General features: G+C 68.3%; 21 protein-coding genes. 18 read left to right on the forward strand and 3 right to left on the reverse strand.

Annotation, left to right across the window (positions count from 1 at the left end; genetic code table 11):
- Positions 1–17 precede the first annotated feature (17 nt).
- Positions 18–986 (forward strand): SGNH/GDSL hydrolase family protein, encoded by a 969-nt coding sequence (locus ESP70_RS07325; protein WP_149688689.1) that lies wholly within the window; start codon positions 18–20, stop codon positions 984–986.
- Here the strand turns inward: ESP70_RS07325 and ESP70_RS07330 are convergent.
- Entirely contained in the window at positions 892–1,305 is a 414-nt protein-coding gene (locus tag ESP70_RS07330) for a hypothetical protein (RefSeq protein WP_149688690.1), read from the reverse strand. The two genes, ESP70_RS07325 and ESP70_RS07330, sit on opposite strands and share 95 nt — an antisense overlap.
- 87 nt (positions 1,306–1,392) lie before the next feature.
- Between ESP70_RS07330 and ESP70_RS07335 the strand changes: the two genes are divergently transcribed.
- Positions 1,393–2,166 (forward strand): helix-turn-helix domain-containing protein, encoded by a 774-nt coding sequence (locus tag ESP70_RS07335; RefSeq protein WP_149688691.1) that lies wholly within the window; start codon positions 1,393–1,395, stop codon positions 2,164–2,166.
- Here ESP70_RS07335 and ESP70_RS07340 read toward each other — a convergent pair.
- Positions 2,163–3,425, reverse strand: coding sequence for an isochorismate synthase (locus tag ESP70_RS07340; protein ID WP_149688692.1), 1,263 nt, complete (start codon positions 3,423–3,425; stop codon positions 2,163–2,165). The two genes, ESP70_RS07335 and ESP70_RS07340, sit on opposite strands and share 4 nt — an antisense overlap.
- Before the next feature lie 27 nt (positions 3,426–3,452).
- Here ESP70_RS07340 and ESP70_RS07345 point away from each other — a divergent pair, with 27 nt between their 5' ends.
- From ESP70_RS07345 to ESP70_RS07420, 16 genes are all read left to right on the forward strand, one after another.
- A complete protein-coding gene (locus tag ESP70_RS07345; RefSeq protein ID WP_149688693.1) occupies positions 3,453–4,145 on the forward strand; it encodes a demethylmenaquinone methyltransferase in 693 nt (230 codons plus the stop codon).
- A gap of 161 nt (positions 4,146–4,306) precedes the next feature.
- Positions 4,307–4,666: an NADH-quinone oxidoreductase subunit A gene (locus tag ESP70_RS07350; protein WP_056209772.1), complete on the forward strand. Its 360-nt coding sequence runs from the start codon at positions 4,307–4,309 to the stop codon at positions 4,664–4,666.
- Between the two features lie 102 nt (positions 4,667–4,768).
- Complete coding sequence (locus ESP70_RS07355; RefSeq protein WP_149688694.1) at positions 4,769–5,323, forward strand: NuoB/complex I 20 kDa subunit family protein; 555 nt, start codon at positions 4,769–4,771, stop codon at positions 5,321–5,323.
- The gene (locus ESP70_RS07360; RefSeq protein WP_149688695.1) at positions 5,324–6,073 is read left to right on the forward strand and encodes an NADH-quinone oxidoreductase subunit C; all 750 of its coding nucleotides are present in this window, start codon (positions 5,324–5,326) and stop codon (positions 6,071–6,073) included. It abuts the gene before it with no gap.
- Positions 6,070–7,398, forward strand: a complete 1,329-nt coding sequence (locus tag ESP70_RS07365) for an NADH-quinone oxidoreductase subunit D (RefSeq protein WP_149688696.1) — start codon at positions 6,070–6,072, stop codon at positions 7,396–7,398. Before ESP70_RS07360 ends, ESP70_RS07365 begins: the two co-directional genes overlap by 4 nt.
- On the forward strand, positions 7,395–8,207 hold the full coding sequence (gene nuoE, locus ESP70_RS07370) for an NADH-quinone oxidoreductase subunit NuoE (RefSeq protein WP_149688697.1): 813 nt from the start codon (positions 7,395–7,397) through the stop codon (positions 8,205–8,207). The genes ESP70_RS07365 and nuoE overlap by 4 nt, the downstream gene beginning before the upstream one ends.
- On the forward strand, positions 8,200–9,516 hold the full coding sequence (gene nuoF / locus ESP70_RS07375) for an NADH-quinone oxidoreductase subunit NuoF (protein ID WP_149688698.1): 1,317 nt from the start codon (positions 8,200–8,202) through the stop codon (positions 9,514–9,516). The genes nuoE and nuoF overlap by 8 nt, the downstream gene beginning before the upstream one ends.
- Positions 9,516–11,933, forward strand: a complete 2,418-nt coding sequence (locus tag ESP70_RS07380; RefSeq protein WP_149688699.1) for an NADH-quinone oxidoreductase subunit G — start codon at positions 9,516–9,518, stop codon at positions 11,931–11,933. Before nuoF ends, ESP70_RS07380 begins: the two co-directional genes overlap by 1 nt.
- Positions 11,930–13,156 (forward strand): NADH-quinone oxidoreductase subunit NuoH, encoded by a 1,227-nt coding sequence (gene nuoH, locus ESP70_RS07385; protein WP_149688700.1) that lies wholly within the window; start codon positions 11,930–11,932, stop codon positions 13,154–13,156. The genes ESP70_RS07380 and nuoH overlap by 4 nt, the downstream gene beginning before the upstream one ends.
- Positions 13,157–13,235: 79 nt before the next feature.
- Positions 13,236–13,823 carry an NADH-quinone oxidoreductase subunit NuoI gene (gene nuoI, locus ESP70_RS07390; RefSeq protein WP_149688701.1) on the forward strand — a complete coding sequence of 196 codons (588 nt, stop codon included), beginning with the start codon at positions 13,236–13,238 and terminating at the stop codon, positions 13,821–13,823.
- Complete coding sequence (locus ESP70_RS07395; protein WP_149688702.1) at positions 13,820–14,599, forward strand: NADH-quinone oxidoreductase subunit J; 780 nt, start codon at positions 13,820–13,822, stop codon at positions 14,597–14,599. The genes nuoI and ESP70_RS07395 overlap by 4 nt, the downstream gene beginning before the upstream one ends.
- Positions 14,596–14,889, forward strand: coding sequence for an NADH-quinone oxidoreductase subunit NuoK (gene nuoK, locus ESP70_RS07400; protein ID WP_056209744.1), 294 nt, complete (start codon positions 14,596–14,598; stop codon positions 14,887–14,889). The genes ESP70_RS07395 and nuoK overlap by 4 nt, the downstream gene beginning before the upstream one ends.
- 10 nt (positions 14,890–14,899) lie before the next feature.
- Complete coding sequence (gene nuoL, locus ESP70_RS07405) at positions 14,900–16,777, forward strand: NADH-quinone oxidoreductase subunit L (RefSeq protein ID WP_149688703.1); 1,878 nt, start codon at positions 14,900–14,902, stop codon at positions 16,775–16,777.
- On the forward strand, positions 16,774–18,321 hold the full coding sequence (locus ESP70_RS07410; RefSeq protein WP_149688704.1) for an NADH-quinone oxidoreductase subunit M: 1,548 nt from the start codon (positions 16,774–16,776) through the stop codon (positions 18,319–18,321). The genes nuoL and ESP70_RS07410 overlap by 4 nt, the downstream gene beginning before the upstream one ends.
- Entirely contained in the window at positions 18,318–19,940 is a 1,623-nt protein-coding gene (gene nuoN / locus ESP70_RS07415; RefSeq protein WP_149688705.1) for an NADH-quinone oxidoreductase subunit NuoN, read from the forward strand. Before ESP70_RS07410 ends, nuoN begins: the two co-directional genes overlap by 4 nt.
- Before the next feature lie 21 nt (positions 19,941–19,961).
- Positions 19,962–20,951: a polyprenyl synthetase family protein gene (locus ESP70_RS07420; protein ID WP_149688706.1), complete on the forward strand. Its 990-nt coding sequence runs from the start codon at positions 19,962–19,964 to the stop codon at positions 20,949–20,951.
- A 7-nt stretch (positions 20,952–20,958) separates the two neighbouring features.
- Here ESP70_RS07420 and rarD read toward each other — a convergent pair whose 3' ends face one another.
- The gene (rarD, locus tag ESP70_RS07425) at positions 20,959–21,864 is read right to left on the reverse strand and encodes an EamA family transporter RarD (RefSeq protein WP_246161958.1); all 906 of its coding nucleotides are present in this window, start codon (positions 21,862–21,864) and stop codon (positions 20,959–20,961) included.
- Between the last annotated feature and the right edge of the window lie 64 nt (positions 21,865–21,928).

Genomic DNA, 21,928 nt, shown 5'->3' on the forward strand with positions numbered 1-21,928 from the left:
CTCGCTAGCCTGAGCCCGTGCCATTTCACCGTTACGTCGCGCTCGGCGACTCGTTCACCGAAGGAGTCGGCGACCAGGACGCATCCCTGCCCAACGGGGTGCGCGGCTGGGCCGACCGGGTCGCCGAGGTGCTGGCCGGCGACGACTTCACGTATGCCAACCTCGCGATCCGCGGCAAGCAGCTGTTGCCGATCCTCGCCGAGCAGATCGATCCGGCGATCGAGATGAAGCCCGACCTGGTCAGCATCTATGCTGGCGCCAACGACGTCCTGCGCCCGCGCATCGACATCGACCGGCTCGTCACGGCGTACGACGTGGCGCTCGGCCGGCTGGTCGATGCCGGGGCGCACCTGCTGCTGTTCACGGCGTACGACCCGGGGGGCTCACCGGTGTTCGGTGCCCTGCGCGGCCGCTTCGCGATCTACAACGAGCTCGTCCGCCAGGTGGCCGAACGGCACGGGGCGACGTTGGTCGACTTCTGGCGGCTGCGCGACTATCGCGACGACCGGTTGTGGGACGTCGACCGCATGCACATGTCGAGCCTGGGCCACCAGCGCATGGCCATCGCGGTGCTGGACGCACTCGGCGTCGATCACGAGCTGGCGATGCCTGAGCTGCCGCCGGCTGCGACGCTCACCGCCAAGGAGCGGCGCGCCGCCCATCTCGACTGGGCCAAGGCGCACGCCGCACCGTGGGTCAAGCGCCGGCTCACGGGCGTCTCGTCCGGCGACAACCTCAGCCCACGCTGGCCGACCCCCACCCCCGTCGAGGGGGGGGGGGGGGGGGGCCCTGGGGGGGGGGGGGGGGGGGCCCGGCACCCCCCCCCCCGTGGGGGGGGCCGCGGGCCCCCCCCCGCGCGTTTGCTGGGCCCCCCCGCCCCCCGCCCCAGGGTCAGGGCGTACGCCGTAGAGCCGTCAGCTGCAGCGTTGCGAAGACCGCGACGAGTGCTGCCTGCATCAGCGTCCAGACCTCGCCGGTCGTCGTGAGGTCGAGCCAGCCGAAGGCGACGACCGCGACCGAGCCGATGGCCCATGCGACGTTGACCTCGGCCGCGAACGTCGCCCACCCGCGAGGGATCGGCCGGCGCGTGCCGGTGACCGCGAGGATCGTGGCGCACACCGCGAGGAAGGCGCCGATGAGGACGAAGTGCGTCGGCGATGGCCCGAGCAGCGAGTCGAGGACCGCGGCACCGGCGACGTACGCCAGGCCGTTCGCCCCGGTGACGGCGGCATCGAGCAGGAGCGCGGTCTTCAGGGTGACCGGGCCCGTGGTGGCAGTGGTGGTGTCAGCTGTTGTCGTGTTCATGCCGATGAGTCTGGGCAGTGCAGGTAAGCGTCGCAATTACCTCTGAGGTCATCGCCCAGCAGCGGTGGATCCGCGAGAGTGGGGGACATGACCACCGCGACCGCTGCCTCGCCCGTCGGCCCACTCCTGCGCGAATGGCGCCGGCGCCGCCACTTCAGCCAGCTCGACCTGTCGATCGAGGCTGGCATCTCGTCGCGCCACCTGAGCTTCGTCGAGACCGGTCGGTCGCGCCCCAGCCGATCCATGGTGCTGCAGCTGGCGCAGACCCTCGAGGTGCCCAAGCGTGAGCAGAACCAGCTGCTCATCGCGGCCGGGTTCGCACCTGCATTCCCGGAGCGGCCACTCGACGATCCCGAGCTCGCCGCGATCCGGGCCGGCCTCGACCGGGTCCTGGTGGCGTACGAGCCCTATCCCTGCCTCGTCGTCGACCGCGGCTGGAACCTGGTCATGGCGAACGCCGGTGTCGCTCCGATCCTCGAAGACGTGGCGCCCCACCTCATGGAGTCGCCGAACGCGCTGCGCATCAGCCTGCACCCCGAGGGCCTGGCGCCACGCATCCTCAACCTCGCCGAGTGGCGGTTCCACGTGCTCGGCCGCCTGGCCCGTGAAGCCGCAGCGAGCGGCTCGGAGCTGCTCCGCGCCCTGCACGAGGAGCTGGTCGACTATCCCGGCGGGATGCAGGCCGGCATCGACGACGGCGGGGTCGCCGTGCCCATGGTGCTGGACTCGCCCGACGGTCCGCTGTCGTTCATCAGCACCGTCACGACATTCGGCACGGCGTTGGACCTGACCGCGGCCGAGCTCAGCATCGAGGCATTCCTGCCGGCCGACGACGCGACAGCGCGCGCCCTGCAGGGCTAGCCGCGCGGCGTGAGGGCGTCGCGCACCGGTATGAGCTTGGCGTTGGACTCGGCGAGCTCGTCGGCGGGAACGGAGTCGGCGACGATGCCGCAGCCGGCGAACAGGCGTACGACCGACCCGTCGTCCTCGATCTGCGCGGACCGCAGGCCGATGCCCCACTCACCGTCGCCGGACGCGCCGATCCAGCCGACCGGACCGGCGTAGCGCCCCCGGTCGAGCAGCTCGATCTCGGCGATCAGGCGTACGGCCTCGGCTGTCGGCGTGCCGCCCACAGCCGCAGACGGGTGCAGGGACGCGGCGAGGCTGAGGGCGCTGGCATCGTCGCGGATGACGCCGGTGACGTCGGTCGCGAGGTGCATGACATTGGGCAGGTGCAGCACGAACGGCGTCTCGGGCACGTTCATGCTGGTGCAGTGGGGAGCGAGCGCCTCGGCGACGGATCGCACGGCGTACTCGTGCTCCTCGAGGTCCTTGCTCGACCGGGCCAGTGACCCGGCGAGGGCGAGGTCGTGCGCATCGTCGCCCGTACGCCTGATGGTGCCGGCCAGCACGCGCGACGTGACCAGCCCGCGCTCGAGGCGTACGAGCATCTCGGGCGTCGAGCCGAAGAAGCCGTCGACGTGGAACGTCCAGCAGCTGGGGTAGTCGGCGGCGAGCCGGGCCAGCGGAGCGCGTACGTCCAGGGGCTCGTCCAGCGAGGCGACGAGGTCGCGGGCGAGGACGACCTTGTCGAGGCCACCCTGCTCGATGCGCCTGACGGCCTCGCCGACCAGACCCTGCCAGGTGACGCTGTCGACCGGACCGTCGGCGAACGTCGTGCCGACCGGCTCCGACGGCGTCGAAGCCACGAGCTCGGGTGCTGAGCTGATGCCCAGACCGATGACGGTGACCCAGGCGACGCCGTCGCGGCGGCCGATGACGACCTCGGGGACGACGAGGGTGCTGCCCTCGGCATCGTCGGTGAACGTAAACGAGCCGAACGCCACCAGCCCGGAGCCCGGGACGTCGATGTCGTCACGCACGACGGCGTGCGCCGACAGGTCCTGCCACCACGCGGCGGCGTCGGTGAATCGCTCGGACCCGGCCGTGGAGAACTCCGCGGCCCGACCCCACCCGACGAGCCCGTCGCCCCCGTGGACCCACGCGAACGCGTCGGCGGAAGGGAGCAGTGACAGCAGCGCGCCAGGGTCGTCGATCGGTGAGGAGCGGACCAGGAGTGGCGCCGTCGCAGCATCGACAGCAGGGTTGCTCACAGTCATTGAGCGTACCCGTGGCAAGGTGGGAAGGTGAGCCGAGCCGGTCTGGACAAGGAACCCCACGACGTCGCGAAGATGTTCGATGGGGTCGCCGAGAAGTATGACCTGACCAATGACGTCCTGTCTCTCGGACAGGACCGTCGCTGGCGCAAGCGGGTCGTCGAGCTCGTCGCCCCGCAGCCCGGCGAGACGATCCTCGACCTGGCCGCAGGCACCGGCACGTCGAGCCAGCCGTTCGCCGACGCCGGCGCGACGGTCGTGCCGTGTGACTTCTCGATCGGCATGCTCGAGGTCGGCAAGCGCGAGCGCCCGCAGCTGGCGTTCACCGCCGGTGACGGCATGCGGTTGCCGTTCGGCGACGAGACGTTCGACGCCGTCACGATCTCGTTCGGGCTGCGCAACATCGTCGACCCGATCGCGGGGCTCCGCGAGCTCTTCCGGGTCACCAAGCCGGGCGGCCGCATCGTGGTCTGCGAGTTCAGCACGCCGACGTGGGGGCCGTTCGACGCGGTCTACACCAACTACCTCATGCGCGCCCTGCCCACGATCGCCCGCAAGGTCTCGTCCAACCCTGAGTCGTACGTCTATCTCGCCGAGTCGATCCGCGAGTGGCCCGACCAGAAGGGCCTCGCGCTCCGCATGGTCGAGGCGGGCTGGGGCAAGGTCGAGTGGCACAACCTGTCGGGCGGCATCGTCGCCCTGCACCACTCGTTCCGCCCCTGACTCCCAGGCCGGCCGCAGCGGGACGTTGTTACTTAGTGTGACCTAAGTGACACTGCCGAAATCCCGGGCGTAGGGTGAGACCGTGATCACGTTGTGAAGCGATTCACAAGCGCACGAACACACACAGCTCTTGCTCTGTCGGTTGACGCCTGGGAGGTGCCGTGACGGCTTACACGCCGATCATCGTGCTCGGAGCCATTGCGGCTGCATTCGCCATCGGCAGCGTCGCGATCGCCCCGCTGACCGGGCCCAAGCGCTACAACCGCGCCAAGCTCGACCGCTACGAGTCGGGCATCGAGCCGAGCCCGCTGCCCGAGGGCGGCGGCAAGGTCTCGATCCGCTACTTCATCATCGCGATGCTGTTCATCGTCTTCGACATCGAGATCATCTTTCTCTACCCGTTCGCCGTCGCGTTCGACGCGCTCGGGTGGTTCGGCCTGATCGAGATGTTCATCTTCATGCTGACGGTGTTCATCGCCTATGCCTACGTATGGCGCCGTGGAGGCCTCGAATGGGACTGAGCGAAGCGAAGGACCAATTCAGCACAGCACGTTCGGGGCCCCGCGTCGGGCACGCCCCTCGAGCGACGACGCAGGCGCACGACGAAACGAGGAGTGGCCGACGTGGGAATTGAAGAGAAGCTGCCGAGTGGAGTTCTGCTCTCGACTGTCGAGGGGCTCGCCGGCTACATGCGCAAGGCCTCGTTCTGGCCCGCCACGTTCGGCCTCGCGTGCTGCGCGATCGAGATGATGACGTTCGGGGCCCCGCGCTTCGACTCGGCCCGCTTCGGCATGGAGGTCTTCCGTCCCTCGCCGCGCCAGGCCGACCTGATGATCGTCGCCGGTCGCGTCAGCAACAAGATGGCCCCCGTCGTCCGCCAGATCTACGACCAGATGGCCGGTCCCAAGTACGTCCTCGCGATGGGCGTCTGCGCCAGCTCGGGCGGCATGTTCAACAACTACGCGATCGTCCAGGGCGTTGACCACATCGTCCCGGTCGACATGTACCTGCCGGGCTGCCCGCCCCGCCCCGAGATGCTGATCGACGCGATCCTCAAGCTGCACGACCAGATCCAGCACGAGAAGCTCGGCGTCAACCGCCTCAACGAGATCAAGCAGGACGAGAAGGTCGCCCTCCTCGCCACGCCGACCTCGGCGATGAAGGGCTTGATGAGGTAGATGGTTGACGCAAAGGGCAACAAGGACGAGCGGGACCAGGGCACCAAGACCCAGGACGGCTCGCACGAGACCCAGGCCGAGCTCGTCAAGAGCGACGCCGTCGAGCTCGAGATCGTCGAGGTCCGCGAAGGGGCCTTCGGCATCCACGGCACGGGTGACACGTCGGGCTTCGGCGGCCTGACCCGGCCGGTCATGATGCCCGGCGCGAGCCAGCGACCCTATGGCGGCTGGTTCGACGAGGTCGCCGACCAGATCGCCACGATCGGTGAGCTCGACCAGGCGATCGAGAAGGTCATCGTCGACCGGGGCGAGATCACGTTCTTCATCCGCCGGCACAAGCTGCTCGAGACCGTGACTCACCTGCGCAACGACCCGGTGCTGCGCTTCGAGTTCTGCTCCAGCGTCTCGGGCGTGCACTTCCCTCACGAGACCGGGCGCGAGCTGCACGTCGCCTACCACCTGCTCTCGATGACCCACAACCGCCGCATCCGGCTCGAGGTCGTGGCTCCCGACGACGATCCGCACATCCCGAGCGTCGTCAGCATCTACCCGACCGCCGACTGGCAGGAACGGGAGACCTGGGACATGTTCGGCATCATCTTCGACGGCCACCCCGCCCTCGCCCGCATCCTGATGCCCGACGACTGGCCCGGCCACCCCCAGCGCAAGGATTATCCGTTGGGCGGCATCCCCGTCGAGTACAAGGGCGGCACGATTGCACCACCGGACCAGCGGAGGAGCTACTCATGACCGCGACGACCGATCCGTACGCCAGCACGACCGACTCGGCCGAGGGCCCGGTCTTCACCGTCACCGGCCAGGACTGGGACACGATCGACGCCTCGGCGGTCGAGGGTGACCACCTCGTCATCAACATGGGCCCGCAACACCCGTCGACCCACGGCGTGCTTCGCCTGATCCTCGAGATCGACGGCGAGACCGTACGCGATGCCCGTGCCGGCGTCGGCTACCTGCACACCGGCATCGAGAAGAACATGGAGTACCGCACCTGGACGCAGGGCGTGACGTTCTGCACCCGCATGGACTACGTCGCCCCGTTCTCCAACGAGGCCGCCTACGTCATGGCGGTCGAGAAGCTGCTGGGGATCGAGGCGCCCGAGAAGGCGCAGGTCATGCGCGTCCTGCTGCTCGAGCTCAACCGGGTGTCGTCGCACCTCGTCGCGCTCGCCACCGGCGGCATGGAGATCGGCGCCCTGACGGTCATGACCTGCGGGTTCCGTGACCGCGAGCTGATCCTCGACCTGTTCGAGATGATCACGGGCCTGCGCATGAACCACGCGTTCATCCGCCCCGGCGGCGTCGCGCAGGACATGCCCGCAGGCGGCATCGAGAAGCTGCGGTCCACGGTCCGGCTGCTCAAGAAGCGGCTGCCCGAGTACGCCGCACTGTGCAATGCCAACCCGATCTTCAAGGGCCGGCTCAAGGGCGTCGGGCACCTCGACCTCTCCGGCTGTCTCGCCCTCGGTCTCACGGGCCCGATCCTGCGCGCGACCGGCTACGACTGGGACCTGCGCAAGAAGCAGCCCTACTGGGGCTACGAGACGTACGACTTCGACGTCGTGACCCGTGACGAGCCGGACGCCTACGGCCGGTTCCGCGTACGCCTCGACGAGATGTGGGAGTCCATCAAGATCGTCGAGCAGGCCACCGAGCGGCTCGCCGCGATGGAGGGCCAGCCCGTCATGGTCGCCGACAAGAAGATCGCCTGGCCATCGCAGCTCAGCGTCGGGTCCGACGGTCAGGGCAACTCCGCCGAGCACATCAAGCACATCATGGGCGAGTCGATGGAAGCGCTGATCCACCACTTCAAGATCGTCACCGAGGGCTTTCGCGTGCCGGCCGGCCAGGCCTACGCGAGCGTCGAGGCGCCACGCGGCGAGATCGGTTGCCACGTCGTCTCCGACGGCGGCACCCGGCCCTATCGCGCCCACTTCCGCGATCCGTCGTTCGTCAACCTGCAGGGCACGTCGGTCATGAGCGAGGGCGGCATGCTGTCCGACGTGATCGTGGCGATCGCCAGCATCGACCCCGTCATGGGAGGCGTTGATCGATGATGGGTCAGGAACGTTCGTTGTCACCTTCCACGATCGGCGAGCTCAAAGAGATCGCGGCGAGATATCCCGAAGCGCGGTCAGGTCTGCTGCCGATGCTCCACCTGATCCAGTCCGTCGAGGGCAACGTCACGAACGAGGGCATCGAGATCTGCGCCGAGATCCTCGGCATCAGCGCCGCCGAGGTCTCGGGCGTCGCGACGTTCTACACGATGTACAAGCGCCGTCCCATGGGCGAGCACCACGTCGGCGTCTGCACCAACACCCTGTGCGCCGTGATGGGTGGCGACCTGATCTTCGAGCGACTCAAGGGCCACCTCGACGTCGGCAACGACGAGACGACCGAGGACGGCAAGGTCACCCTCGAGCACATCGAGTGCAACGCGGCGTGCGACTTCGCGCCGGTCATGATGGTCAACTGGGAGTTCTTCGACAACCAGACCCCCGACTCCGCCGTCGAGCTTGTCGACAAGCTGCGCGCCGGCGAGACGGTGCAGGCCACGCGCGGCGCGACGATCACGTCGTGGCGCGAGGCCGAGCGCGTGCTCGCCGGGTTCGAGGACGGGCTCGTCGACGAGGGACCTGCTGCTGCCGGACCGTCGCTCGCCGGCCTCGAGATCGCCGCCGAGCGGGGTTGGACCGCTCCGTCGGTCGACGAGGCCAAGGTTTCGACAGGCTCAACCGGTGGTGCTGACGCTACTGCTGACACCAAGACCGGTGCGGCCGAGCAGGCCGACACGTCGCGCGCCGAGTCCGAGACCAAGCTCGAGGAATCTCCCGCCGACACTGCCAAGGAGGGCGAGGATGACTGACACCCTCACACCCGTGCTCAGCGCCGACTGGGGCACGGATCGCGCGTGGACCCTCAAGGCCTACAAGCAGGCCGGCGGCTATTCCGCGCTCGAGACCGCGCTCAAGATGGCGCCCGACGACGTCATCGCGATGGTCAAGGACTCCGGCCTCCGCGGCCGTGGCGGGGCGGGCTTCCCGACCGGCATGAAGTGGAGCTTCATCCCGCAGGACAACCCCAAGCCCAAGTACCTCGTGGTCAACGCCGACGAGTCGGAGCCGGGCACCTGCAAGGACATCCCGCTCATGATGGCGACGCCCCACACGCTGATCGAGGGCGTCATCATCGCGGCCCACGCGATCCGCGCCAAGACCGCGTTCATCTACGTACGCGGTGAGGTCCTGCACGTCGTCCGCCGGCTGCGCGCCGCTGCCCGCGAGGCCAAGGAGGCCGGCTACCTCGGCACCGACATCCTCGGCTCGGGCATCGACGTCGAGCTGATCATCCACGCCGGCGCCGGCGCCTACATCTGCGGCGAGGAGACCGCGCTCCTCGACTCGCTCGAGGGTCGCCGCGGCCAGCCCCGACTCCGTCCGCCGTTCCCGGCAGTCGAGGGGCTCTACGCCTCGCCGACCGTCGTCAACAACGTCGAGTCGATCGCCTCGGTGCCGTCGATCGTCAAGAACGGCATCGACTGGTTCGGCTCGATGGGCACCGAGAAGTCCAAGGGCTACACGCTCTACTCACTCTCGGGCCACGTCGCCCGCCCCGGCCAGTACGAAGCGCCGCTCGGCATCACGCTGCGCGAGCTGCTCGACCTCGGCGGCGGCATGCGCCCGGGCAGCGAGCTCAAGTTCTGGACCCCCGGCGGCTCGTCGACCCCGATCCTGACAGCCGAGCACCTCGACATCCCGCTCGACTACGAGGGCGTCGGGGCAGCCGGCTCGATGCTGGGCACCAAGGCGCTCCAGGTCTTCGACCAGACGACCTCGGTCGTACGTTGCGTGCTGCGGTGGACCGAGTTCTACAAGCACGAGTCGTGCGGCAAGTGCACGCCGTGCCGTGAGGGCACGTGGTGGCTCGTCCAGACCCTGCAGCGCCTCGACGAAGGACAGGGCAAGGACGGCGACATCGAGCTGCTGCTCGACCTCTGCGAGAACATCCTGGGCCGCTCGTTCTGCGCCCTCGGTGACGGTGCGACGAGCCCGATCACCTCGGCGATCCAGCACTTCCGCAGCGAGTTCGAGTCCGGCCTGCACACGCCGTCGCGCGAGCTGTTCCCGCCGGCCGCCTCGACCCTGTTCGCCCCCCAGACCGTCGGAGGCAAGTGATGACAGTCGACGAGGTTTCGACAGGCTCAACCGGCACAGCGCCGGTCGAGCTCGTCACGCTGACGATCGACGACGTCGAGGTCAGCGTGCCCAAGGGCACGCTCGTGATCCGCGCCGCCGAGCTCATCGGCACCGAGATCCCGCGCTTCTGCGACCACCCGCTGCTCGACCCGGTCGGCGCCTGCCGCCAGTGCCTCGTCGAGATCACCGATGCCGGCAACGGACGTGGCTTCCCCAAGCCGCAGGCATCGTGCACGATCGAGGTCGCGGCCGGCATGGTCGTCAAGACGCAGGTCACGTCGCCCGTCGCCGAGAAGGCGCAGCGCGGCAACATGGAGTTCCTGCTGATCAACCACCCGCTCGACTGCCCCGTGTGCGACAAGGGTGGTGAGTGCCCGTTGCAGAACCAGTCGATGACGCACGGCCAGGGCGAGACGCGCTTCACCGAGGTCAAGCGCACGTTCCCCAAGCCCATCAAGGTCTCCGAGCAGGTTCTGCTCGACCGCGAGCGCTGCGTCCTGTGCGCCCGGTGCACGCGGTTCTCCGAGCAGATCGCCGGTGATCCGTTCATCGCGCTGGTCGAGCGTGGTTCGCAGCAGCAGGTCGGCATCTACGAGGAGGAGCCGTTCAACTCCTACTTCTCCGGCAACACGATCCAGATCTGCCCTGTCGGCGCGCTGACCAGCGCCGACTACCGCTTCCGCGCCCGGCCCTTCGACCTCGTCTCGACCCCGTCGATCGCCGAGCACGACTCGAGCGGCTCCGCGATCCGCGTCGACCACCGTCGCGGCCGCGTCATGCGTCGGCTCGCCGGTGACGACCCCGAGGTCAACGAGGAGTGGATCACCGACAAGGACCGCTTCGCGTTCTCCTACGCGACGGCCGGCGATCGCATCACGACCCCGCTCGTACGCAATCCCGAGACCGAGCAGCTCGAGCCCGCCTCGTGGCCGGCCGCGCTGGCCGTCGCCGCCAAGGGCCTCGCTGCTGCCGAGGGCAAGGTCGGCGTGCTGCCCGGTGGTCGCCTGACCTCCGAGGACGCGTTCGCCTACAGCAAGTTCGCGCGCACCGTCCTGCGCACCAACGACATCGACTTCCGTGCCCGGGCGCACTCGGAGGAGGAGGCGCAGTTCCTCGCCTCCCGCGTCGCCACGACGTCGCTCGACGTCACGTTCGGCGACCTCGAGAAGGCGTCGACCGTGGTCCTCGTCGGCCTCGAGCCCGAGGACGAGAACGGCAGCATCTTCCTGCGTCTCCGCAAGGCGTCCCGGTCCGGTGTCAAGGTCGTCGCGATCGCGAGCCACGCGACGCGGGGCCTCCGCAAGATGAACGGCGAGCTCGTCCAGACCGTCCCGGGCCAGGAGCCCGTCGCGCTGGCTGCGCTCGAGCTCGGCCAGGATGCGATCTTCCTGGCGGGTGAGCGGCTCGCGTCCGTTCCCGGCGGGTTCAGCGCCCTCGTGGCCGCCGCGGACAAAGCCAAGGCCCGCATCGCCTGGGTCCCACGACGGGCCGGTGAGCGTGGTGCGATCGAGGCCGGTTGCCTGCCCGACCTGCTGCCCGGTGGCCGCCCGCTCGACGACGTCGAAGCGCGTACGGATCTCGCCGCCGCGTGGGGCGTCCGCACGGTGCCCGCACGACGGGGTCGCAACACGACCGAGATCTTCGAGGACACCCGTCTCGGCACGGTCCACGCGCTGCTGATCGGCGGCGTCGAGATCACGGACCTGCCCGACCCGGCTGCGGCCCGCAGGGCGCTCGCCAAGGCCGAGTTCATCGTGAGCCTCGAGGTCCGCGAGAGCGAGGTCACCGAGGTTGCCGACGTCGTGCTGCCCGTCGCGCCGGTCGTCGAGAAGCCCGGCAGCTTCGTCAACTGGGAGGGCCGCGTCCGTACGTTCGACGCCGTGCTCCACGAGCCCAACTCGCTGACCGACATCCGCATCCTCGCGGGTCTCGCCGAGGAGCTGGGCCAGCCGCTCGGCTTCCGCACGGTCGCCCAGGCGCGCGCCGCCATGGTCGAGCTGGGTCCGTGGGACGGCGCGCGGGTGCCGGTGCCGACGGTCGGGCCCGACACGACGGCCGCACCCAAGCGGGCCGTCGTGCTCGACACGTGGCGCCTCATGATCGACGACGGGCGTGGCCAGGACGGCCAGCTCGAGCTCAAGGCGACCGCCCGTCCGGCGGTCCTGCGGGCCAGCGCGGCCACGCTCAAGGCGTTCGACGTCGACCCCGGCGGCATGGCGACGCTGTCGACCGACGCCGGCATCGTCAGCTTCCCGACCGAGGTCGCCGAGCTGCCCGACGGTGTCGTCTGGGCCCCGGCCAACTCCGGCGCCAGCCTGCGCGCCGCCCTGGGCGTGGGCTATGCCGATCACGTGACGCTTTCGTCAGGCTCGACCGACGGGCAGGTGACGGCATGAACCCGCTGTTCGGTCACGACCCGTTCTGGGTCGTCCTGCTCAAGTCCGTCCTGATCTTCATCGTGCTGGTCGTCTACACGCTGTTCAACATCTGGTTCGAGCGCCGCGTCGTCGCCAAGATGCAGCACCGCATCGGCCCCAACGTGCACGGCCCGTTCGGCCTGCTGCAGAGCCTCGCCGACGGCGTCAAGCTCGCGTTCAAGGAGGATCTCGTCGTCAAGGCGGCCGACAAGGTCGTCTACGTCCTGGCGCCGATCCTCGCCACGATCCCGGCGTTCCTGGCCTGGGCGGTCATCCCGTTCGGCCCCGAGGTCACGATCCCGTTCACCGACCAGAAGACGATGCTGCAGCTCACCGACCTGCCGGTCGCGGTGCTCTACATCCTCGCCGTGACCTCGATCGGGGTCTACGGCATCGTGCTCGCTGGCTGGTCGTCGGGCTCGATCTACGCCCTGCTCGGCGGTCTGCGCTCGAGCGCCCAGATGATCTCGTACGAGGTCGCGATGGGCCTGTCGCTCGTCTCGGTCTTCATGTATGCCGGCTCGATGTCGACGTCGGAGATCGTGTCGGCGCAGCACAGCATGTGGTACTTCGTGCCACTCTTCCCGTCGTTCGTCATCTACGTCATCGCGATGATCGGCGAGACCAACCGCGCCCCCTTCGACCTCCCCGAGGCTGAGGGCGAGCTCGTGGGCGGCTTCCACACCGAGTACTCCTCGCTGAAGTTCGCGCTGTTCTTCCTCGCCGAGTACGTCAACATGGTCACCGTCTCGGCGCTGGCCACGACGATGTTCCTCGGCGGCTGGCGCGCACCGTTCGGCATCTCGCACGTCTGGGAAGGCGCCAACGAGGGCTACTGGCCGCTGCTGTGGTTCTTCGGCAAGACGCTGTTCTTCATCTTCATCTTCGTCTGGCTCCGCGGCACCCTGCCGCGCATGCGCTACGACCAGTTCATGAGCTTCGGCTGGAAGATCCTCATCCCGGTCGCGCTGGCCTGGATCGTCGCGGTCGCGTTCATCCGCAAGCTCAAGAGCGAGGACATGCTCGGCGGACCGACGTTGCTCATCGTCGCGGGTGTTGCCGGTGTGCTCGTCCTGTTGACGTTCCTGATCCCGGAGAAGAAGGAACCCGAGCCAGAGCCGGAGCCCGACGAGGTCGACGCCTTCGCCGGCGGCTACCCCGTACCGCCCATCACCGAGCCCCCCACGAGGAATGCCAGATGAGTGAGCGCCAGCGAACGAATCATGTGGCAGCGATCATGTCGTTGCCTCGATACCGTGCCTTTGCAGTCGAGGTGACGACATGAGCAACCCCATACGTGAGACGCTCTGGGACCCGATCGCCGGATTCGGCGTGACGTTCCGGACGATGTTCCGCAAGACCGTGACGCAGCAGTACCCGTTCGAGAAGGTGCCGACGGCGCCGCGGTTCCACGGCCGGCACCAGCTCAACCGCTGGCCCGACGGCCTCGAGAAGTGCATCGGCTGCGAGCTGTGCGCCTGGGCCTGCCCCGCCGACGCGATCTACGTCGAGGGCGCCTCCAACACCGAGGGCGACCGGCACAGCCCTGGTGAGCGCTACGGTCGCGTCTACCAGATCAACTACCTGCGCTGCATCCTCTGCGGGCTGTGCATCGAGGCGTGCCCGACACGCGCACTGACGATGACCAACGAGTACGAGCTCGCCGACAACAACCGCGCCGACCTGATCTACGAGAAGAACGATCTCCTCGCCCCGCTGCTGCCCGGCATGGTCGAGCCGCCGCACGAGATGATGATCAGCGACGACCACCAGGACTACTACCGCGGCAAGTCGCTGCCGATCTTCCCGATCGACTCGGCCATGAACGCCGAGGTCAACCCCGCCGGTGAACCGGGGGGTGCCGTGTGACCGCGTTCTGGTTCCTCGCGCCGATCATGGTGATCGCCGCGTTGGGTCTCGTCTTCGCCCGCAAGGCCGTCCACGCCGCCCTCTGCCTGGCCGTCGTGATGATCAGCCTCGCGGTGCTCTACGCCGCACAGGGCGCACCGTTCCTGTTCGCGGTGCAGATCATCGTCTACACCGGCGCGATCATGATGCTGTTCCTGTTCGTCCTGATGCTGGTCGGCGTCGACTCGTCCGACGCGGTCAAGGAGACGATCGGTGGCCAGCGCCTCGCTGCCGGCATCATCGGGCTGATCTTCGGCATCACCGTCGTGCTCGCGATCGGCCAGACCGTCTCCGGCGCCGTCGTGGGACTCAAGGCCGCCAACGGCAACGGCAATCCGTACGGGCTCAGCGAGCTCTTGTTCGGCAAGTACGTCCTGGCGTTCGAGTTCACCAGCGCTCTACTGATCACTGCGGCGCTGGGCGCGATGGTGCTGGCCCACAAGGAGCGCCTGACCGTACGCCACTCGCAGGCCGACATCGCCGCCCGTCGCATGCGCGAGTACGCCGAGTCCGGCCGCCACCCCGGCCCGTTGCCGGCGCCCGGCGTCTTCGCCCGGCACAACGCGGTCGACACCCCGGCTCTACTGCCTGACGGCTCCCCGCTCGAGAACTCGGTCTCCGACAGCATCGTGGGTCGCGGCCAGGTGCGTCAGGGGTTCGAGGACGACATCGACAAGCTCGTCGAGCAGGTCGGCGACGAGCAGCCGTCCGACGAGTTGTTCGGAGGCGAGAAGTGAACGAGTACATCACGCTGTCGCTCATCCTGTTCACGATCGGCTCGGTCGGCGTCCTCGTGCGTCGCAACGCGATCGTCGTCTTCATGTGCATCGAGCTCATGCTCAACGCGACCAACCTCGCGTTCGTCAGCTTCTCGCGGCAGAACGGCAACCTCGACGGGCAGGTGGCGGCGTTCTTCGTCATGGTCGTCGCGGCCGCCGAGGTCGTCGTGGGCCTGTCGATCATCGTGTCCATCTATCGCGCGCGTCGTTCGGCCTCGGTCGACGAGGCGAGCCTCTTGAAGTCCTAGGGGGACCACGATGTTCGATCTCCAATGGCTGCTGATCGCCATCCCGCTGGCCAGCGGTCTCGGCCTGCTCGTGTGGGGCAAGGAGGGCGACCGCTTCGGTCACCTCATCGGCACGGCCGCCTCGGCGCTGTCGTTCCTGTTCGGCGTGGTGCTGTTCGCGTCGCTGCTCGGCAAGGACGGCGAGGACCGGTCCCAGTCCACCAAGCTCTTCACCTGGATCGACGCCGGCTCGTTCCACGTCGACATGGGCTTCACGTTCGACCAGCTGTCGGGCCTGTTCGTCCTGCTGATCACGGGCGTCGGCACGCTGATCCACGTCTACTCGATCGGCTACATGGCGCACGACGAGCGGCGCCGCCGGTTCTTCGCGTTCCTCAACATCTTCATCGCCGCGATGCTGACGCTGGTGCTCGCGTCGGACTACCTCGTGCTGTTCCTCGGCTGGGAGGGTGTCGGCCTGGCGTCCTACCTGCTGATCGGCTTCTGGCAGCACAAGGACTCGGCCGCGGCGGCCGCCAAGAAGGCGTTCGTCGTCAACCGCGTCGGTGACCTCGGCATGGCCACCGGCATCATGCTGATGTTCTCCGAGTTCGGCACCTCGTCGATCCACGCAGTCAACGGCGCCATCACGAGCGCGTCGGGCTCGGTCGCCACGGCGCTCGGCCTGCTCCTGCTGCTCGGTGCGTGCGGCAAGTCCGCCCAGGTCCCGCTGCAGAGCTGGCTGCTCGACGCGATGGAGGGCCCGACCCCGGTCTCGGCCCTGATCCACGCCGCGACGATGGTCACCGCCGGCGTCTACCTCGTCGTACGCTCCAACGGCATCTTCGACGCGTCGGAGGCGGCTCGTATGGCCGTCATCGTCGTCGGCCTGGTCACGCTGCTCGCCGGCGCCTGGATCGGCTGCGCCAAGGACGACATCAAGAAGGCGCTCGCCGGCTCCACGATGAGCCAGATCGGCTACATGATGCTGGCCGCCGGCCTCGGCCCCGCCGGTTACGCGTTCGCGATCTTCCACCTCATCACCCACGGCTTCTTCAAGGCCAACATGTTCCTCGGCGCCGGATCGGTCATGCACGGCATGAACGACGACGTCGAGATGCGCCACTACGGCGGCCTTCGCACGTTCATGCCGATCACGTTCGCGACGTTCGGCCTCGGTTACCTCGCGATCATCGGCGTGCCGCCGTTCGCGGGGTTCTGGTCCAAGGACAAGATCATCGAGGCGGCGTTCGGCGAGAACTTCTGGGTCGGCCTCGGCGCACTGCTGGGCGCCGGCGTCACGGCGTTCTACATGACCCGCCTGATGATCATGACGTTCCTGTCCGAGAAGCGCTGGCGCGAGGACGTGCACCCGCACGAGTCGCCCAAGGTCATGACCTGGCCGCTGATCGGCCTCGCCGTCCTGTCCGCGCTCGGCGGCGTGCTGCTGGTGAGCAACTGGATCACCGAGTGGCTCGAGCCGCTCACGGGCCATGCCGAGCACGAAGAGCTCGCGGTCCCGGCGATCGTCCTGACGCTCATCATCACGGTCGTCGTCGCGATCGGTGTCTTCGCCGCGGTGGTGTTCTACCGGCGCGAGCCGATCGCCGCCGAGACCCCCGCCGACAGCTCGGTGTCGTTCTTCGCGCGTGCGGGTCGCCACGAGCTCTACGGCAACGAGCTCAACGACGCGATCGTCGTACGCCCGACACGTCACCTCACCCGGTTCCTGGTGTGGTTCGACGGCAAGGGGGTCGACGGCTTCGTCACCGGCGTCGCCGACCGGCTCGGTGACACCTCACAGTTCCTGCGCAAGCCGCAGACCGGCTATGTCCGTTCGTACGCACTCACGATGTTCGGCGGCGTTGCCGTCCTCGTCCTTGCCCTCCTGGCGGTGACCCTCGCATGATCCTGTCGATCCTCGCCGCGACTCCGATCGTGGGAGCGGTGCTCCTCGCGCTCCTGCCCCGTGAGCCCGCACCGCATCACCGGGCCAAGTACGTCGCGCTCGGCGTCTCGCTCATCACGCTCGTCCTGTCGCTGGTCGTCATGGCCAGGTTCGACCAGGACGCCGGCGGCTACCAGCTGACCGAGAAGCACGAGTGGATCAAGGTCTTCGGGGCCTACTACTCGCTCGGCGTCAACGGCATCGGCATCACGCTGATCCTGCTGACCACGATCCTGACGCCGATCGTGATCCTCGCGGCGTTCGGCGACCGGCTGCCCGATCCCAAGAGCACCAACGCCTACTTCGCCTGGATGCTCGCGGTCGAGGGCCTCGCGATCGGCGCGTTCGCCGCGACCGACGCGTTCTTGTTCTACGTCCTGTTCGAGGCGACGCTGATCCCGCTCTACTTCCTGATCGGCTCGTTCGGCGGGCCCAACCGGTCGTACGCCGCGGTCAAGTTCTTGATCTACAACCTCGTCGGCGGACTGCTGATGCTGGCCTCGATCGTCGGCCTGTACGTCATCAGCGCCCGCCAGGGCCAGGCATCGTTCCTGCTCAGCGACCTGCAGAATCTCGACTTCAGCACCAACACCGAGCGGCTGCTGTTCCTCGGGTTCATGGCCGCGTTCGCGATCAAGGCCCCCCTGTGGCCGCTGCACACGTGGCTGCCGGACGCCGCAGGCCAGGCCACGCCGGGGACCTCGGTGCTGATGGTCAGCGTGATCGACAAGATCGGCACGTTCGGCATGATCCGCTGGTGCCTCGGACTGTTCCCGGGTGCATCGGACTGGGCCAGCCCCGTCGTCATCACGCTCGCGGTCATCAGCATCCTCTACGGTGCGCTGCTCGCGATCGGCCAGGACGACATCCGCCGGCTCATCGCGTTCACGTCGGTGTCGCACTTCGGCTTCATCATCCTCGGCATCTTCGCGTTCACGACGACGTCGCTTGCCGGCTCGACGCTCTACATGTTCAACCACGGCCTCTCGACCGCGGCGCTGTTCCTCGTCACCGGCATGATGATCGCCAGACGTGGCTCGGCGCGGATCTCCGACTTCGGCGGCGTGCAGAAGATCGCCCCGATCATGTCCGGCGTCCTGCTCGTGGCCGGCCTCTCGAGCCTGTCGCTGCCGGGCCTCGCGCCGTTCATCTCGGAGTTCCTCGTGCTCGCCGGTACGTTCACGAGATCGATCCCGGCGGCGGCGTTCGCGACGCTCGGCATCGTGCTCGCGGCGCTCTACATCCTGATCATGTACCAACGCGTCATGACCGGACCGCTCAAGGCCGGCAACGAGGGCGTGAGCGACCTCGACCACCGGGAGATGGCGTCGTTGACCCCTGCGATCATCCTGATCGTCGGGCTCGGGTTCTTCCCGCAGCCGCTGCTCAACGTCATCAACCCTGCGATCGACGAGGTGATCAGCCACGTCGGCAAGGGTGACCCGGCGCCCAAGACACCCGTCCAGATCGATGCCCCAGCCACGCAGGAAGGAGGACACGAATGATCGCCACGTTCGCGTCCGCGACCGACCTGCCCCCGATCTCCGCGCCGGACATCGAGTACTCGCTGCTGGCTCCGGTCTTCATCATCGCCGGCGTCGCGGTCCTCGGCGTCATCGTCGAGGCCTTCTGGCCCCGCAGCTCACGCTTCCTCGTACAGGCCGGCATCGCCGTGCTCGGCATCGTGGCGGCGTTCGCCGACACGATCTGGGTGTTCGTGCACCTCGACAAGCTCGACGGCTCCCGGCTCGCCCGTGGCCAGGTCGCTGCTGAGGGTGCCTTGGCGGTCGACGGCCCGGGCGTGTTCGCCTGGGGCATCCTGCTGATCTTCGGCCTGCTGAGCATGCTGCTGTTCGCCGAGCGCCGCCTGGAGGGTGGGCTCAGCGGGTTCACCGGCCGGGCCGCCGATGCGCCGGGCTCGGCGTCAGAGGCCGAGGCCATCAAGCACCGCGTCGAGCACACCGAGGTCTTCCCGCTCGCGCTGTTCGCGCTCGTCGGCATGATGCTGTTCGCGACGTCCAACGACCTGCTGACGATGTTCGTCGCGCTCGAGGTCCTGAGCCTGCCGCTCTACCTGCTGTGCGGCCTCGCCCGTCGTCGCCGGCTCATGAGCCAGGAGGCCGCGCTCAAGTACTTCCTGCTGGGTGCGTTCTCGTCGGTGTTCTTCCTCTACGGCATCGCCCTCACGTACGGCTACGCCGGCAGCTTCCGGCTCTCCGACATCGATGTCGCGGTGACCAACCGCACGGGTGGCGAGAACATGCTGCTCGCCGCCACGGCCCTGATGGCGGTCGGCCTGCTGTTCAAGATCGGCGCGGTGCCGTTCCACACCTGGACCCCGGACGTCTATCAAGGCGCGCCGACGCCCGTCACGGCGTTCATGGCGGCCGGCACCAAGGCTGCGGCCTTCCTTGCGCTGCTCCGCGTGTTCTTCGTGGCGTTCGGCGGTTCGTCGTGGGACTGGCGACCGATCATCGTCGCGATCGCGATCATCACGATGTTCCTCGGCGCCGTAGTCTCGATCTCGCAGACCGACGTCAAGCGCATGCTGGCCTACTCCTCGATCGCCCACGCTGGCTTCCTGCTCGTCGGGTTCGTCGGTGCGTACGCCGGCAGCCAGGACTCGTCGCGGATCACCTCGACCTCGAGCATCTTGTTCTACCTCACGGTCTACGGCGTCTCGTCGATCGGCGCGTTCGCGGTCGTGACCCTCGTACGCGACTCCGGTGGCGAGACGACGCACCTCTCGAAGTGGGCCGGCCTCGGCAAGACGTCGCCGGTGCTCGCGGGCTCGTTCGCGCTGTTCATGCTGTCGTTCGCCGGCATCCCGCTGACGGGTGGCTTCATCGGCAAGTGGACCGTGTTCAGCGCCGCGTGGTCGGGTGGCTTCTGGTGGCTCGTCGTGATCGGTGTGCTCGTCAGCGCCCTGGCGGCCTACTTCTACGTGCGGGTCATCGTGCTGATGTTCTTCACCGACCCCGTCGGCGAGGGCCCGACGGTCGCGGTGCCGAGCGTCCTGACGACCACGGTGCTCGCCGTGGCTGTGATCGCCACCCTGGGACTCGGTATCATTCCGGGACCGCTGCTGGATCTTGCTCAGCATGCAGGCGCCTTCGTGCGCTGATCCATTCCCTAGGAGCTCCGCGTGTCCCGTCTGGGTGTCTCGTTCACCGACCCGACCCTGGAGGCGCGCGTCCTGGCGGGCGTCGAGCAGGTCGAGGTGCAGCTCGCTGCCGCCGTCGACAGCCCGGAGAAGTTCGTCGCGGAGGCGGCTGCTCACCTGCTCAATGCGGGCGGCAAGCGCTTCCGCCCCCTGCTGGTGATGCTCAGCGCGGAGTTCGGCGAGTCCGCCAACCCTGACGTCGTGCGCTCCGCGGTCGTCGTGGAGCTGACGCACCTGGCCACCCTCTATCACGACGACGTGATGGACGAGGCCGACAAGCGCCGCGGCGCCCCCAGCGCCAACGCGCGCTGGGACAACTCGGTCGCGATCCTGGTCGGCGACTACCTCTTCGCCCAGGCTTCCGACCTGGTGTCCGACCTGGGACCCGACGCCGTGCGCATCCAGGCGCGTACGTTCTCCCGTCTCGTGCAGGGCCAGATCCGCGAGACCCTCGGCCCGTCGGAGGATGACGACGCCCTCGCGCACTACTTGTCGGTCGTCGCGGACAAGACCGGATCGCTGATCGCCACGGCGGCCCTGTTCGGCGCCAAGATGGCCGGCGCCTCGGTCGACGTGCAGGAGACGCTCAGCGAGTTCGGCGAGCGGATCGGCGCGGCGTTCCAGCTCAGCGACGACATCATCGACATCGCCAGCGAGACGGGCGACTCGGGCAAGACGCCCGGCACCGACCTGCGCGAGGGCGTCCCGACGCTGCCGACCCTGATCGCCTTGCGGTCGACCGACGCCGGGAGCGAGCGGCTGCGATCCCTGCTGGCCAAGCCGTTGACCGACGACTCCGAGCTCGACGAGGCGATCCGGCTGCTGCGCCTGCACCCGGCGATGACCGAGGCCCGCACCTATGTCCAGGCCGAGGCCGATGCGGCAAGCGCCCTGCTCGCCAAGCTGCCCGACGTACCGGCTCGCGCCGCTCTGCAAGCCCTCTGCGACACCGTCGCCACCCGCCTCGGTTGAGCCCGAGCTAGATCGGGGCGACTTCGGTCGGGACCACGCGGCGGCGTCGACTCGTGATCGCGTCGACCGTGAAGATGACGAGGGCGATCCAGACCAGGATGAAGCCGATCCACCGCTCGGTCGTCATCGTCTCGTCGAAGATCGTCAGGCCCGTGATGAACTGGATGATCGGGCCGAGGTACTGCAGGATCCCGATCGTCGTCAGGGTCAGGCGCGTGGCCGCGGCCCCGAACAGCAGGAGCGGGATCGCAGTGACCACACCCGTGCCGACCAGCAGCGCAGCATTGCCGGGGCCGTCGTGCCCGAACGTCAGGTCGCCGCGGAGCTGCAGCACGACCAGGAACGCCACGGCGACGGGGAACAGGATCGCGGTCTCCATGCCGAGGCCCTCGAACGCGCCGAGGTTGGCCTTCTTCTTGAGGAACCCGTACGCCGCGAACGAGAATGCCACGAGCAAGGCGATCCACGGCAGACGTCCGTAACCGATCGACAGCACGACGACCGCGAGGACGCCGATGCCGATGGCACCCCACTGCGCCGGCCGCAGCGTCTCCTTGAGCACGAACACACCGAGCAGCACCGTGACGAGCGGGTTGATGAAGTAGCCCAGCGAGGTCTCGACGACGTGCCCGTTGGTGACGCCGTAGATGAAGCCGCCCCAGTTGAGCGCGATCGTGATCGACGCGAACGTCAGGATCACCATGAGCCGCCGGTCGCGGGCGATCGCGATGAACGTCGACCACTTGCCCATCGCGGTGATCGAGACGAGCACGAAGACCATCGACCACACGAAGCGATGCGCCAGGATCTCCAGCGAGCTCGCCGGGTCGAGCAGCGGCCAGTAGAGCGGGAAGAATCCCCAGCAGAGATAGGCGGCGACTCCGAGGCCCACACCGCTCTTGGAGTCGTTCACCAGATGAGGGTACGCCCGACCCGGCCCGCCCCGTCCCGACGCTGGCATCGCCGCGAAAGGTTGG

This window comes from Aeromicrobium ginsengisoli (assembly GCF_004134905.2).
Lineage (GTDB): Bacteria > Actinomycetota > Actinomycetes > Propionibacteriales > Nocardioidaceae > Aeromicrobium > Aeromicrobium ginsengisoli.

What these genes read in the sequence shown, in the direction of transcription:
- nuoL (WP_149688703.1), top strand. Translation starts at nt 14,900, where the DNA reads ATGTTCGATCTCCAATGGCTGCTGATCGCCATCCCGCTGGCCAGCGGT.
- ESP70_RS07330 (WP_149688690.1), bottom strand. Translation starts at nt 1,305, where the DNA reads ATGAACACGACAACAGCTGACACCACCACTGCCACCACGGGCCCGGTC.
- ESP70_RS07360 (WP_149688695.1), top strand. Translation starts at nt 5,324, where the DNA reads ATGGTTGACGCAAAGGGCAACAAGGACGAGCGGGACCAGGGCACCAAG.
- nuoI (WP_149688701.1), top strand. Translation starts at nt 13,236, where the DNA reads ATGAGCAACCCCATACGTGAGACGCTCTGGGACCCGATCGCCGGATTC.
- nuoE (WP_149688697.1), top strand. Translation starts at nt 7,395, where the DNA reads ATGATGGGTCAGGAACGTTCGTTGTCACCTTCCACGATCGGCGAGCTC.
- ESP70_RS07410 (WP_149688704.1), top strand. Translation starts at nt 16,774, where the DNA reads ATGATCCTGTCGATCCTCGCCGCGACTCCGATCGTGGGAGCGGTGCTC.
- ESP70_RS07380 (WP_149688699.1), top strand. Translation starts at nt 9,516, where the DNA reads ATGACAGTCGACGAGGTTTCGACAGGCTCAACCGGCACAGCGCCGGTC.
- ESP70_RS07365 (WP_149688696.1), top strand. Translation starts at nt 6,070, where the DNA reads ATGACCGCGACGACCGATCCGTACGCCAGCACGACCGACTCGGCCGAG.
- nuoH (WP_149688700.1), top strand. Translation starts at nt 11,930, where the DNA reads ATGAACCCGCTGTTCGGTCACGACCCGTTCTGGGTCGTCCTGCTCAAG.
- nuoF (WP_149688698.1), top strand. Translation starts at nt 8,200, where the DNA reads ATGACTGACACCCTCACACCCGTGCTCAGCGCCGACTGGGGCACGGAT.
- ESP70_RS07340 (WP_149688692.1), bottom strand. Translation starts at nt 3,425, where the DNA reads ATGACTGTGAGCAACCCTGCTGTCGATGCTGCGACGGCGCCACTCCTG.
- nuoN (WP_149688705.1), top strand. Translation starts at nt 18,318, where the DNA reads ATGATCGCCACGTTCGCGTCCGCGACCGACCTGCCCCCGATCTCCGCG.
- ESP70_RS07335 (WP_149688691.1), top strand. Translation starts at nt 1,393, where the DNA reads ATGACCACCGCGACCGCTGCCTCGCCCGTCGGCCCACTCCTGCGCGAA.